Raw genomic sequence first — 12,631 nt, 5'->3', positions numbered from 1 at the left:
AGGTAGGGTTTTATTTATTCATATAATTATTGGAAAGATATGTTCATTAATCTTTGTATATGGTACAATTATTCAGTTAATGTAAACGTTTACTTATAAAACTAGGAATCTATTATTTTGACTAACAATAATGGTATACACATGAGAGGAAGTGTAGATATGGAAAAAAATACGATGCCTTTATACTTATCTGGTGCGGATGGAATTCGTGCTCTTGCTTGTTTAGCTGTTATTTTCCATCACTTAACGCAAAACTTAGCAATGCAATTTCAGACTCCATTTATCCAAGAATCCCAAGCCTTTTTCCTACTTGGAAATGCAGGGGTAAGTGTGTTTTTTGTTTTAAGTGGCTTTTTATTAGCCTTGCCATTTTGGAAAAACTATTTTGGTGGAGGACAGTTTCCAAATATGAAGCAATATGTGTTTAGGCGTGCAGCACGTATTGTTCCTGGGTTTTATGTGGCGTTTTTAGTGTCCATTCTGCTTGCCTATCTATGGCAGGTTCATACCGAATATCAACTTTTACGAATCATAACAGGTTTGACGTTTACGTCAGGGTTCCACTACACAACTCTTTTTCCTTCAGAATTAAATGGTCCATTATGGTCCATTAGCTTTGAAGTATTTAGTTACTTGTTAATGCCTTTATTTATGTTAGGTCTATTCTTTTTTGGGAAAACGCGTTCTTTCTCAAAAGCAATATCCTATTGGTTAGGTGTGATGGTAGTTATCATCTTACTTAATCAAGGTGTTCATTATCTTTTCACACCCGATGAGTTTCAGCGCGGTTGGCAATACGGATTACTAGGTGGGGCAAAATACTGGATGCCGAATTATAACCCAATTGGCTTTTTCGGACAATTTGCGATAGGGATTATTGCCTCGGCGGTCACAGTTAAGTTGTTCTCAGGGTCACCCCGTGTAGAGAAGTTTAAACAAAAGGGTGGATTTGATGCAATTAGTGTACTAAGTTTGGCTTGTACATTTTTCTTTATTTTTCAAATGCGCCATATGATGGAGTTTGGATTTAGCCTTCAAAACCAACCTTATTATTTTCCGATCTTTCCTTTATTAGTTGCGATTGCCTTAAGTACAGCGACTCATTCACTGTGGTTTGGCAAACTTCTTGACAATGTCGTATTTCGTTTCACCGCTAAAGTATCATTTGGTCTATATATTTGGCACTATCTAGTCATTATGGCTGTTGAAAGATATTGGGCCCAAGACTTTGTTTACATGGGTGTCACTGAATTTAATACTTGGGTAATGATTTCATTCGTTGTACTACTCGTATCCTACATGATAGCAACTCTATCGTTTTACTTTGTTGAAAAGCCGGTTCTTGATTGGGCATATAAGAAAGGAAACCAAAGTAAAAGTGAACCAGTGGTCCCAAAAAAGGCGGGATAATAAAATACAAAATCAAGAGGCTTGGACAAAAGGCACAACAACCTTTTATCCAAGCCTTTCTTACATTTGGGTTTTTACTTTGACGTGTCATTCCTATGAAACCAAAGCGGTTCTTTGTCATCAACGTCACCGTTATAGTTGATGAAAATCTCATCTCCAGCCTTAATATCGGTATACGCAAAAAAATCAAAAGTATGTTTTTCAAAGCTAATTTCATAAGTAGCATTCGGTTCATACGAATGGTTAAACAGCATTCCGTATCCAAGGAGGATAGCTCCGTGGTTAATGCCGTATTCATAGACGTAATCAGCAAGGACGGTATGTTCAATTAATTGATGTTGCTCGTTCGGATATGGAAGCACCGGAGCTTCATGGATTAGTTGGCCTTTTGCTATATCACAAGTTGCAAAGACGCCCCTATTAAATTCCCCATCACTAATGGGAGACGTTTTAATCTCAATCATGTTTTCACCATTTTTCTTTTTGTTTTATTATATCTTAGGAATTAGCAGAAGTCATGTGGAGAGGTTGTACTAGCAATTTACAAAACACACTAGGAAATGAAATGTGAACATCTGAGGGCATTTTTTATTGAAGCCTGTAGTACCCCTTTTTTCATCTTTTCTACACATTTATTTGATACATTTATTTCATTAAGTAAAACAGCAGTAAGGAGGTGACAGAGTGAAAATTAAAGGCGTGATTGGAGTACTTTTCGTTTTGTTAGTAGTGACAGCTCTATTCTTTACAATCAAAGAAAATCAGGTTGTTGAAGACAACCAAGGCAAGGATATCAAGGAGTTAGTGAATGCTTTTAGTGCAGGTCATATTACAGATAGGGAAGCCTCAATACAACCAAATGAATTGATTGTAACCCATAATACCCAACAACAAGTATATGATTTATCTGAAGAGGATTTTTTTGTATCGATCGCCCCATTCATTAATGAAACACATCCTTGAACTTATCATAACTTGACAGGTTGTCAAGGTGAATTAGTAGAGGAATATTTTGACGTATATATAGAAGAACAGGATGGGAACGTCGTAGTGGACGAAACCATGCAATCTTTACGAAACGGCTTTTTAGATTTTTGGTTAAAACGGGACCAAACATACAACATTACAATTTCAATAGATGGAAAAATGGTAGAGGGAAAGCTTTCAACATTTAAAACAGACCCAACTTGCATTACGACAATGCAGTTGGTAGAGGAATCCTCCTATCATAAATAAAAGATGTAGTAAAATTAGTACCTATTATATAAAAAAGAAGAAAGTTTGAAGAAAGTAGGACAAAGTATTGAATAGATAAATTGAAAAATTTCAATATGTGATTGAAGTCATACTATTGAGAAGGTACCTCCAACTAAACTAAAAGTATATTATATAAGGGAGGTACACCATGGTAAAAAAAACGTATCTAATTCTATTAAAAGTAGTATTCCTTTTCATCTTAGCTGGGTGTGGAGCAGAGGAAGCTATCACTGAGTCGAATGGAACTGGAAACGAAAGAGAAAAACAAGAAACTAGAAAAATGTTAGAAGATTCGACTGAAGAAGTTACAGAACTAGTGAATGAAGAGTATGTTGTTGTAGTAGCAAATGAAGAAGAACAATCAATGTCAGTTATTTATTATCCAGAAAAACGCCAACAAATCATTCAGTTAGATGGAAAAGCCCATAACTTAGAGGTAAACAAAGAATCAAATGTAGTATGGGTAACAATTAGTCACCCCCATAATGAAGAAGAGCATGCAGAACATGGACATGATGATAAAATGGCAGTGAACGAACCGTCTATTGTTGCTTATGATTTAGATAGCCTTGAAAAAGTTGAAGTTTACACAGTAGGAGATCATCCAGCCCATGTATCGATTACGCAAGATGGAAATATCGTGGTAGTATCTAATTCCGGTGATAATACGGTGTCGATTATCGACCGTTCTACTGGGGAGAACACCGTTGTTGAAGTGGGTGATTATCCACATGGACTTCGAATTTCACCAAATCAAAAATATGCATACATAGCCAATATGCATAGTGGTGATGTAAGCATCATTGATATTGAAACGAGAGAAGAAGTCAATCGGATAAAAGTTGGAGAAGGCGCTGTACAAACAGGCTTTTCGCATGATGGAGAATTTGCCTTTGTAGGATTACATCTAGAAAATAAATTGGCGATTATTGATACTGCAACACAAAAAGTAATGGATAAAGTAGAGGTGGGAGAAGGTCCTGTTCAAATGTACGCAAGCTATGATAACAACTATGTCATTGTAGCAAACCAAGGCAGCAAGGAGGCTCCTTCTAATACGATTTCTGTAATTAGCCTAGAAACTTTTGAAGTAGTAAAGGAAGTGACATTAGGTTTAGGAGCGCATGGCATTGTTATCTCAACCGATAGTCGTTATGCTTTTGTCACCAACATGTTTGAAGAAACGATTTCCGTCGTAGATCTTGAATTGTTAGAGGAAGTAGAAAAAATTGAAGTAGGTTTATTTCCAAATGGTATATCAATAAGATGATAACATTATAGCGCTGACAGCGGAAAATATGAGGGTGTGATAAAAGGTGTTTTTACCTTTTTTCTCACCCTCTATTCATGTCCCAACACCCACCATTGTCCCCACCCTATTGTTATCGCAAATAGATACCCCATAGCTCTCAATGGTTTGCTCGAGTTGTAGAGCACGCTCCCATAAACCGCCCGGAGAAACAAAAAAATGAAGGCTTATAGGTCTATGGACAAGAAAATTCTACATAAGTTAAAAAGGATAAAAAATACCTAAAGTAGGGAAGGGGAATTCATGGATAAGTCATCTCAAAACAACCACTCAAAGGCTGGTGACAAGAAGGATAAACAACTTGAAAAGTACCGTATCCAAAATGGGGGGAATCCAATAACGACAAATGAAGGCCTGAAGGTAGCAAATAATGAAAATACGTTAAAAGCTGGTGACAGGGGTCCGATTCTGATGGAGGACTTTCATTTTTTTCAAAAACAACTCCATTTTGACACCGAAAGAATCCCAGAAAGAGTTGTCCATGCGAGAGGTTTTGGAGCACATGGTGAATTTGAAGCCTACCAATCGATGAGACCTTACACGAAAGCGGCTTTTCTTAAAGAGAAAGGGACGACAACGTCGGTATTCGTTCGTTTTTCAACAGTACAAGGAGGAAAAGGTTCTATGGACACGGCCCGCGATGTTCGGGGGTTTGCTGTTAAGTTTTATACAGAGGAAGGGAATTACGATATGTTAGGCCTCCCATTCCCCGTGTTTGTTGTTCATGACCCTTTTAAATTTGTTGATTCACAACATGCCCTTAAACCTCAGCCGCATAATGATATGCCAACGGCCTCAGCAGCACACGATAACTTTTGGGACTTCGTAGCGAATAATCAGGAGTCTGCTCATTTTGTAATGTGGGCCATGTCAGATCGAGCTGTACCTAGAAGTTGGAGAATGATGGAAGGCTTCGCAGTTAACACATTCCGTTTTGAAAATGAAGAAGGAAAAGCAACGTTTGTCAAATTCCATTGGAAGCCGCTTTTAGGTGTCCATTCTTTTTTAAACGAGGAGTCATTAATGGTCGGTGGGTTAGACCCGGATTATCATCGTAGAGATTTAAGAGATGCGATAGAATGTGGGGCCTATCCTATCTTTGAACTAGCTGTGCAAATGGTTGCTGAAGAAGATGAGCATAAGTTTGACTTTGATATTCTAGACCCAACGAAGTTATGGCCAGAGGAAATCATTCCTGCTCAAAAAATTGGAAAACTGACGTTGAATCGTAATGTCGATAACCATTTTGCTGAAACAGAACAAGTTGCTTTTGATGTAACGAATTTAGTTCCAGGCATTAACTTTACCAATGACCCGATTTTACAAGGAAGAACATTCACATATAAAATCACGCAGCTTCACCGCCTTGGCGGGTCTAATTATCCAGAGCTCCCGATAAACCGCTCACTATGTCCGTTTCATAATAACCAGAGAGATGGGTTCAGTAGACACCGGATTGATGTGGACCAAACAAATTATTTTAAGAATTCAATATCAAATAATACCCCAGGACCAACGAACCCAGAAGAAGGTGGTTTTTTACATTATCCTGACAGAGTAGAAGGCTTTAAGGTAAAAGCGAGTAGTGACTCCTTTAAAGATTTCTTTTCCCAAGCCAGAATGTTTTGGAATAGTATGTCTTCTGTAGAAAAACAACATATCATTGATGCCTTTAGCTTTGAACTAGCTCAGGTGAAGAGGGTGTCGGTACGCGAGCAAGTGGTCAATATGTTCGTCAATGTCGATAAAGGAATGGCCACGACCATCGCAGACAATGTCGGAATAAAACCTCCGACAGGACAGCATGTACCAGTGGAGACGTCATCACCTGCACTTAGCCAAGCCAACACACCCCATTATGCTTTCTCTTTAACTGTCGGTGTGATCATAGGTGATGGTTTTTATGGTCTAGAAGTAAGAAAAATGCTTGAGTCGTTCCAACAAGCGGGAGTTTTTGTTGAAGTTATAAGCGAAAAGCTTGGTACAGTGACCGGGACTGATGGAACAAAGATCGAGGTTACGAAAACATTTCTAACAACCCACGAGGTTCTATTAGACGCCTTGTATGTTGTCGGTGGAACCACAAAAAATCAAAGTGTATTTGATAGTTATACAACTGATTGGACTCATGCGGCATACAAACACTATAAGCCTATAGCAATCGCAACAACAGGTAAACAATTTTTACAAGCGGGAGCTAACAACAACCCCTTAGGAGTTATTTATTACGGTTCAAATTCAAATTCCGAACAAGAGTTTATCCATGCGATCGCAAAAAGACGTTTTTGGGAAAGGACTTGAGAGTAAGAAAAAATATGCAAAACAGAACAATCCTTGCTAGTGAAGATGTCACGTAATAATAATTTTATCTAAGTCATTTTGTCGATTTGGTCTCTATCTACTATTTTTCCGCTCGCATGGGTTGTTTTAAATTTTTTTAAACCATCACGGGAAATCATTAACGAGACATTTACAATCCCTACAAATCCGATTTTAGATAACTATATTAATACTTTTTCAACCATTGATATCGGGCGAAGCTATATCAATAGCTTAATCATTTCAGGTTCGGTCGTATTTTTTGTTTTGTTTTTCGGAGGACTTGCTGCCTTTGCGATGGCTAGATTTCATTATAAGCTGAGAGGCTTTTTACAAACGATCTTAATAATTAGCTTATTGATTCCAGCCTTCGCGACCATTGTTCCTGTGTATCGAATGATGATTGGCCTAGAGCTCGTCAATACTTACTGGGGATTAATTACTCCACAAACAGCAGGGAACCTCCCTTTTGCGATAATGGTCATTACGGGTTACATGGCTACGATACCAAGGGAACTAGAAGAGGCTGCCGTTATGGACGGCTGTAACCTCTTGAAAATGTTTCATAAAATATTCTTACCAATCTCTTTACCTGCGTTTGGGACAGTTGGCACCTTTGTCTTCCTGTGGTCTTATAATGATTTGTTCTCTTCCTTAGTATTTGTTAAACATGCTCATGTTCGACCACTTGTCGTTCTACTTGTGCAAGTAAGCTCTCAATATGGAACGGACTACGGTCTAATGACAGCTGCAATAACGATGGTTGTGATTCCAGTCATTCTCTTCTACCTTTTTGCACAGAAGACGTTTGAAAAGGGAGCGACATCAGGATCTGTCAAAGGGTAGGGTGACAGACAAAGCCGAGACTGGGACAAAAGGTTTTTTTGAGAGGGCACTGTAAAAGTTAAAAACCGATTTTTTTAGCGCCCTCTAGTTTTCACTTTTTTACGGTCTCTTTAATAGTCAATATCGTACTTTTTCAGTGCTCTCTTTTTTGAACCTTTTGTCCTAGTCTCTTTTTAGCTTTCGATTTGTCACTTGGAGTATTTTTTTCTTTGGGGGTTTCTTGCAGATAATGCTTGTACCTTTCCTTGAAAACGCTCAATGATCTTTTGATTATATGTTTCTGAATGATCGACATTTCCGCTCATGAAAATAGGAGTGTTAATTCCTGCATCAGCCAAACATTTAATGGTTTCAGCAAACATAGCATTTGTTATCGTAAGTGAGTGAATAGAAGAAACAGGAATAAAAGGGACCTCTACAGATTTATGAGACAAAACAGCATCTCCTATGTCTACATGATTATTGATGGCAATATCCGCAACATCAGATAAATGCTTTCCACTAAGATGACGTGAAGATAGATTACGATAGAAGAAGGAAGTAATTACGATGACAGCGCATCCTTTTTCCTTTGCCGTAAGGGCAACATCAATTGGTACAGGATTTCTTCCAGAAGTAGACACGACAATAATCGTATCAATCGGAGAAATCTCGTGTTTGGCTAAGATTTCTTTTCCGAATAAAGGGTCCCTTTCTAGTTTGGATGCATAAACTGCATCTTCATGAAGCATCAACGACTCCTCAAAAATTGGATTAATGGGGACTAATCCTCCAGCCCGATAAAATGATTCTTCTGCAATCATATGTGAATGACCACATCCGAAAATATGGATGATCCCGTCATTTTTTATCGTGTTAGTTAGTAGACTAGCAGCAGCCTCAATGTGGGTACTCTCTTGTTTTAAAATCGTTGTCAGTCCTTGTTGTACCTTTAAAAAATATTCTTCTATCATGACATACCTCCTTATACCAAATAAAAAATAATAGATTTTTATCCATCTTCAAAGCCGTAAGTCATAATACTCCAAATACAATTCATGTTAATTTTGGTAAATTATTTATACCTATTTTCTCACAGAAAGAAGCCCATTGTAAATAAGCATATCAGGGCAGGATGCAAGGCAGAATGGCATGTTACTTTATAAGGGAAACTAGGTTTAGATGTTACAGTGAAACAAGGATAAGAGGCAGCGCGACAAACCATTATTAATGCACTAGTGGTAATGAAAGACTATTTAGGCGATTTAAACAGAGTCGAAAAAATTGTGAAATTACTAGGCTTTGTAATCAGACCAACCATATATCATGAATGGAGCATCAGATTTGTTAATGGAGATCTTTGGAGAAAGAGGTAGACATGCAAGATTTGCGATTGGTACAAGTGACCTTCCCTTTCATACGCCAGTGGAGATCGAACTAATTGTTGAAATCAAGAGTAACGAGTAAGAGAGAAGTTGGAACAAAAGGTTGTATAACAGGTTCAGTATTAGGAGAGAAAATACCAAATAGCATTAAAAATAGCGTACTAAATCATATTTGATTTAGTACGCTTAATTTTTATTGCTTTTGAACGTTGGAGAAAAGCCGTATGTTTCCCTTCCATTTTATATGCTACAAGTTGTTCTAATTACTTGTTAATTGAAGAGCGCAATAATTTTTGTGGAAAATATGGGACTAAATGCTAAAATGAAGAATGAGGAAATACTTCATAAAATTAAAGTAGTTTAGTAGAAGAAGAAATACTGAAATGAAAATTTTCTATAAGGAGCAATTGAAAAGATGGAAAATAATAAGATGATAAAATATATAGGTGGGTGGGAAATCTACTTTGATAGCAAGGAATCTGCAATAGATATTTTGCTTACCCATGGTGTTGATGTATCAGGATTTAACTTTTTCAAAAATGTTCAATCAGCTCTTGAATTTGAGATGGAAGGTAATAAATTGATAAAGGGATATCAACACAATAAGGATAAAAAAGTACTAACTTATGAAAATATTGATTTGCCAATTAGTGAATGGAATGAACATACAGTTTTCCTAATGGAAAAAGACCCAGAAGGCACACATCATATTGGTGGAAAAATCCCAGATAATTTGACGATACCTAAACACCCAGAACAAACTACTCCTTTTCAATACATAGGAACGTTAAATGGTAGAGATCCTTACTTTCAATGGTTAGGTTTAGACTATCTCCATATCGTCTTTCCTTTAGAAGAGCTAAATGAAGGGGTTTTTCTTGACTATAGTAATCCAGAAGAGCCCATTGTTATTGAACCAATAATAGTTCATGCAGATGCATTTGAAAATTACAGCTATAATTTGGAATTATCACAAGTGAAATATAAAACAACCAATTTACTTAGTGTACACAAATTTAATGCAGGTGAGGCATTGTTAGGTGGGGTACCATTGTGGTACCAATTCCCACGAATTCCTAAATGTCCAATTACTACAGAACCAATGAAATTTGTGTGTTCCATTAAGAGTGATAACACTATAAATGTTGTAAAAAAGCAAAATAATGTTGTAGTAGAAAACAATAGTTTATCTTTAGGTGATGGCTCTCATTTAATGTTGTTTTTTAATCCAGACAAGAAAATTTTGTTTGCACATATTGAACCGTAATTTTCTTGAACTTAAGGAGAGCATTAGTGCAGTTCCTTCATTAATTTAACGAACAGAGGAAGAATAAGAATTATTAATAAATCAGTCAAGGAGTATTGATATATGGATACAAGCTCATTAAGGGTGGCATTGGAAAACGAAAACGTTGAAGAAGCTGAAACTAGGTTAGAGGAAATTGGCAGAAGCAAAACACTGAGAGAATATCTCTCCTAATACTTAAAAGAATGTATAATAACAATTGGCTGAATTCGTACTGGTAAGAGTCAATGAAAGCATGGGGGTACTTCCATGAACACTAAAGCTATTATTTCTCTTATTTTAGGTAGTGTTTCATTAATTCTCACTTTCATAACACCATTTTGTTTTATAGTACCTATTGTCGGTTTCATTATAGGTTTTTTAAGTTTGAAAGCGATACGTACGAAGAGCAACAAGGACGTGGGATAGCCATTGCAGGCTTAAGATGTAATACATTAGCAATAACTATTCCTCTAATTGTGACTATCATTATTCTTATCTTTTTTACTCCAGTAGAATTCAGATTCTCGTTTATTAATTTTGGATAACGGTTTCACTAAATATTAGTTTAACCTAAAGATAGGGGAAATTACGTTGCGATTTCCTAAGATACTTAATATAGTGATACTTTTTTCTATACTATCAATTATTATTTGGACAGTTGTAAATAATTCGGATAGAACAATGATTAATATTGGGGACATTGCACCTAATTTTAAAATTGAAACACTTAATTCAGATAATATGTTTCATTTGGAGGAAACCAATGGAACTATAAGGATTGTTAACTTTTGGGCATCTTGGTGTTCGCCTTGTGTAGAAGAGCTACCAGTATTACAAAATATGCAAGAAGAATATAAAGACCAAAATATAAAGGTTCTTCTCGTAAATTTAAATGAAACAGAAAAAGCCATTAATCTATTTCTGGATACAAACTCAATCGATTTGCCTATATACCTTGATAAGGGAGAGGTGGCTGATATGTATAATGTTACCCAATACCCAACATCTTTTTTAATAAGTGAAGAAGGAGAAATACTTGGGAAATTTGTAGGAGAGTTGACTAAAGACTATATAGTTGAATGGATTGAACCTCATTTGTAATTTTTCTAAGAAAGCAAAATGTTCTTCAACTAACTCCCCGATACAATAAGAAGCTGCTCCAACAAAACTTATATTTCTATGAGGAGAAATATAACTAATTTGAAAGTAGGGAATATGATATGTATAAAGAAATGAGCCTACATGAATGTATTTTAGATGCGTTATCTGATGATGATGAGAGCATTATTCAAATAGAGGGGTACTTTAAACATACTACGTACAAGAGTAATCGCAACGATATTAAAACGATATTAATTGACCTATTAAAAAATGATTTGATTAATATCTCTTATCCAGCTGAGAAATCAAAAGAAGATTTTATTAAAAGTAATAGTCATACAATTGAGGATTTCTGGTTTGGTCGAACTGAAAAAGGAACGGAAGTATGGAATAAAATTGAGTTTTAGACAGTAAAGAAAATAGGTAGAATTTGGGGAAGTTGAGTGAAGAATATTAATAAAAGTAACGTGGTGCGATAGCGGAACATGGCTGGCGCTTTTTTAACGAATGGGCTGAATACTTGAATAAGGGATAAGCAAAATAGCCTTCAAATGAGGTGGTTTCTTGGTTAATTTCGATTTAAATAAGACGTTAAATGATTTAGAAGGTAATACGCTTATCTAGATAGACTATAAATCAAGTCTTGTGCGGAAATGTCTGGAGTTAAGAAATAAGAAATTAAGTGATTTGAATGCTGAAGATTTAAGGATAATGATTGGTCAGAATATTAGCTTGAATTACCTTATACCAATAGCACTCGAAGTTCTAGCAAACAACCCTTTTGCAGAAGCAAATTTATATATTGGAGATTTACTTGAACAAGTATTGAGGGTTGAGACAGACCCTTTACGAATATCCAGGATTTGGTTTTCTAAATAAAGCGCCTTATTAAAGTAACGGGAGCTTTATCGGAACAAGAAATCACAACCCAGGTGTCGTTAACGGGGAGTTGGATAGAAGGAGGACTTATATGTGGATTTTCTTATTACTTATTGTAATAGGCGTTGGTACGATTGTAGGGTATCTAAAAGAACAATCAAATCAGAATAAAAGGATTATAGAACTTCTTGAAGAGATAAACAAAAAAGATAAATGATATTTCACTAACGGGTGCGAATGCTTATCAAGGGTTTTCGCCTTTTCTTGTTGAGGTAGAGAGCAGAAGAGTTGAAGAGGAACAAGTAATGAAAATATAAATTATTGAAAGAAATAAGGAGTAAAAATGCCTGATAAAAAAATACGAGGTTTGAAACGTAAAACAAAAAATATGGTTAATAGGATTGTACAAGAAACAATTGAATTCCCTACTGATTTTTACAACGGCTACTGGCACTTGCACTTACCTGTAGCCCAAGACTTTATTACATCAAGCAAAACACCAATTGGAGTGAAAAAAATTTGTATTGAAACTCTTATATCAAGGGCAGAACACTTAATTAAAATCAAACCAATGACTTCTGAAAGAATACGTGTATTAGTCACAATTGATTTACCAGGGTTATGGAGCTCCCAAATAATCATTTTTTCAGGTAATTCTCACTTTGAAAATTTCTTTGAGAGGCATAACAAATATCAGAAGTGGCTTCCTATTTCAAAAGAAAGAAACCTTGAAAAGGAATGGAGAATCCATGTTCCAAAAGATTTAATTGTTAAAGGATTTAAAGAGATAATTACTGATGAAGATGGAGAAATATATAGTGGGGAAATTTGGTTTATTGGTGAAATATAAAAACTCTT

Annotated in this window: 14 protein-coding genes; 12 read left to right on the top strand and 2 right to left on the bottom strand. The window is 36.0% G+C overall.

All coding sequences use genetic code 11. The annotated features are described in order from the left end of the window. Nucleotides 1–159 precede the first annotated feature (159 nt). The gene (locus BK585_RS15100; protein ID WP_078554478.1) at nt 160–1,410 is read left to right on the top strand and encodes an acyltransferase family protein; all 1,251 of its coding nucleotides are present in this window, start codon (nt 160–162) and stop codon (nt 1,408–1,410) included. 74 nt (nt 1,411–1,484) lie between these two features. On the opposite strand, the gene BK585_RS15095 is transcribed toward BK585_RS15100, so the two are convergent. Beyond that, nucleotides 1,485–1,874, bottom strand: coding sequence for an SET domain-containing protein (locus tag BK585_RS15095; protein WP_078554477.1), 390 nt, complete (start codon nt 1,872–1,874; stop codon nt 1,485–1,487). A 220-nt stretch (nt 1,875–2,094) separates the two neighbouring features. Here BK585_RS15095 and BK585_RS24745 point away from each other — a divergent pair, with 220 nt between their 5' ends. The 4 genes from BK585_RS24745 to BK585_RS15070 all read left to right on the top strand — a co-directional run bounded on the left by BK585_RS24745 (nt 2,095) and on the right by BK585_RS15070 (nt 7,141). Then, nucleotides 2,095–2,646 carry a CueP family metal-binding protein gene (locus tag BK585_RS24745; protein ID WP_342744307.1) on the top strand — a complete coding sequence of 184 codons (552 nt, stop codon included), beginning with the start codon at nt 2,095–2,097 and terminating at the stop codon, nt 2,644–2,646. 169 nt (nt 2,647–2,815) lie between these two features. Beyond that, nucleotides 2,816–3,937: a YncE family protein gene (locus tag BK585_RS15080; protein ID WP_078554472.1), complete on the top strand. Its 1,122-nt coding sequence runs from the start codon at nt 2,816–2,818 to the stop codon at nt 3,935–3,937. A gap of 282 nt (nt 3,938–4,219) precedes the next feature. Further along, complete coding sequence (locus BK585_RS15075; RefSeq protein WP_078554471.1) at nt 4,220–6,277, top strand: catalase; 2,058 nt, start codon at nt 4,220–4,222, stop codon at nt 6,275–6,277. A 78-nt stretch (nt 6,278–6,355) separates the two neighbouring features. After that, nucleotides 6,356–7,141, top strand: a complete 786-nt coding sequence (locus BK585_RS15070; RefSeq protein ID WP_245805845.1) for a carbohydrate ABC transporter permease — start codon at nt 6,356–6,358, stop codon at nt 7,139–7,141. A 188-nt stretch (nt 7,142–7,329) separates the two neighbouring features. Here the strand turns inward: BK585_RS15070 and BK585_RS15065 are convergent, their stop codons facing one another. After that, on the bottom strand, nt 7,330–8,094 hold the full coding sequence (locus tag BK585_RS15065; RefSeq protein ID WP_078554469.1) for an SIS domain-containing protein: 765 nt from the start codon (nt 8,092–8,094) through the stop codon (nt 7,330–7,332). 370 nt (nt 8,095–8,464) lie between these two features. Between BK585_RS15065 and BK585_RS24740 the strand changes: the two genes are divergently transcribed. From BK585_RS24740 to BK585_RS15035, 7 genes are all read left to right on the top strand, one after another. Further along, nucleotides 8,465–8,587, top strand: a complete 123-nt coding sequence (locus BK585_RS24740) for a RidA family protein (RefSeq protein WP_419095545.1) — start codon at nt 8,465–8,467, stop codon at nt 8,585–8,587. A 333-nt stretch (nt 8,588–8,920) separates the two neighbouring features. Further along, the gene (locus BK585_RS15055) at nt 8,921–9,772 is read left to right on the top strand and encodes a hypothetical protein (protein WP_078554468.1); all 852 of its coding nucleotides are present in this window, start codon (nt 8,921–8,923) and stop codon (nt 9,770–9,772) included. A gap of 612 nt (nt 9,773–10,384) precedes the next feature. Next, on the top strand, nt 10,385–10,894 hold the full coding sequence (locus tag BK585_RS15050; protein ID WP_078554466.1) for a TlpA family protein disulfide reductase: 510 nt from the start codon (nt 10,385–10,387) through the stop codon (nt 10,892–10,894). A 119-nt stretch (nt 10,895–11,013) separates the two neighbouring features. Then, nucleotides 11,014–11,301: a hypothetical protein gene (locus tag BK585_RS15045; protein ID WP_078554465.1), complete on the top strand. Its 288-nt coding sequence runs from the start codon at nt 11,014–11,016 to the stop codon at nt 11,299–11,301. A 238-nt stretch (nt 11,302–11,539) separates the two neighbouring features. After that, nucleotides 11,540–11,773, top strand: a complete 234-nt coding sequence (locus tag BK585_RS24930; RefSeq protein ID WP_170885617.1) for a contact-dependent growth inhibition system immunity protein — start codon at nt 11,540–11,542, stop codon at nt 11,771–11,773. Between the two features lie 91 nt (nt 11,774–11,864). Next, on the top strand, nt 11,865–11,990 hold the full coding sequence (locus BK585_RS24645) for a hypothetical protein (RefSeq protein WP_281248918.1): 126 nt from the start codon (nt 11,865–11,867) through the stop codon (nt 11,988–11,990). Nucleotides 11,991–12,116: 126 nt separating this feature from the next. After that, the gene (locus BK585_RS15035) at nt 12,117–12,623 is read left to right on the top strand and encodes a DUF3916 domain-containing protein (RefSeq protein WP_078554461.1); all 507 of its coding nucleotides are present in this window, start codon (nt 12,117–12,119) and stop codon (nt 12,621–12,623) included. Nucleotides 12,624–12,631: the final 8 nt, after the last annotated feature.

The sequence above is a fragment of the Bacillus alkalicellulosilyticus genome (assembly GCF_002019795.1).
GTDB lineage: Bacteria > Bacillota > Bacilli > Bacillales > Bacillaceae_F > Bacillus_AO > Bacillus_AO alkalicellulosilyticum.
Note: the sequence above shows the minus strand (reverse complement) of the source record. Positions and strands in the feature narration are given on the sequence as shown.

Excerpts from the sequence above, each read along its gene's own strand:
- BK585_RS15075 (WP_078554471.1), top strand. The coding sequence starts at position 4,220 with ATGGATAAGTCATCTCAAAACAACCACTCAAAGGCTGGTGACAAGAAG.
- BK585_RS15095 (WP_078554477.1), bottom strand. The coding sequence starts at position 1,874 with ATGATTGAGATTAAAACGTCTCCCATTAGTGATGGGGAATTTAATAGG.
- BK585_RS15100 (WP_078554478.1), top strand. The coding sequence starts at position 160 with ATGGAAAAAAATACGATGCCTTTATACTTATCTGGTGCGGATGGAATT.
- BK585_RS15035 (WP_078554461.1), top strand. The coding sequence starts at position 12,117 with ATGCCTGATAAAAAAATACGAGGTTTGAAACGTAAAACAAAAAATATG.
- BK585_RS15055 (WP_078554468.1), top strand. The coding sequence starts at position 8,921 with ATGGAAAATAATAAGATGATAAAATATATAGGTGGGTGGGAAATCTAC.
- BK585_RS15065 (WP_078554469.1), bottom strand. The coding sequence starts at position 8,094 with ATGATAGAAGAATATTTTTTAAAGGTACAACAAGGACTGACAACGATT.
- BK585_RS15080 (WP_078554472.1), top strand. The coding sequence starts at position 2,816 with ATGGTAAAAAAAACGTATCTAATTCTATTAAAAGTAGTATTCCTTTTC.
- BK585_RS15045 (WP_078554465.1), top strand. The coding sequence starts at position 11,014 with ATGTATAAAGAAATGAGCCTACATGAATGTATTTTAGATGCGTTATCT.
- BK585_RS24645 (WP_281248918.1), top strand. The coding sequence starts at position 11,865 with ATGTGGATTTTCTTATTACTTATTGTAATAGGCGTTGGTACGATTGTA.